This is a genomic window from Gilliamella sp. B2717 (assembly GCF_026536675.1).
Taxonomy (GTDB): domain Bacteria; phylum Pseudomonadota; class Gammaproteobacteria; order Enterobacterales; family Orbaceae; genus Gilliamella; species Gilliamella apicola_I.
The window spans coordinates 1-248 of record NZ_JAFNNQ010000029.1 but is presented as its reverse complement, the minus strand read 5'-3'; the positions used below and the strand labels follow the sequence as shown (position 1 = coordinate 248).

Here is a 248-nt window from a genome sequence, read left to right as displayed (position 1 = left end):
AATCGGTTAAGTCATAGCGATAAATGCCTGATTGCCCTTCTACCGGCGTTTGGCTTAATAACCCTAATTCTGCAAACAGTGGTAAGGTTTTCGCTAATTTACCTTTGTTCCAACTCGCCCATTGACTGTCACTTTCTAATACCGGTTCATCCGTATACGGTAGTTTTACTGAACCAAGAAAATAGCAAAAGTCGCCTTTGGTTTTGGTGATTGATCTTGCCCTATCATATTCTTTTTGAATATGCTCC

General features: G+C 40.3%; 1 protein-coding gene. It reads right to left on the bottom strand.

Going from position 1 to position 248, the window contains the following annotated elements; genetic code table 11:
• Positions 1-248 (bottom strand): hypothetical protein (locus J3U35_RS05225; protein ID WP_267360011.1); only part of this gene is annotated, 248 nt, incomplete at both ends.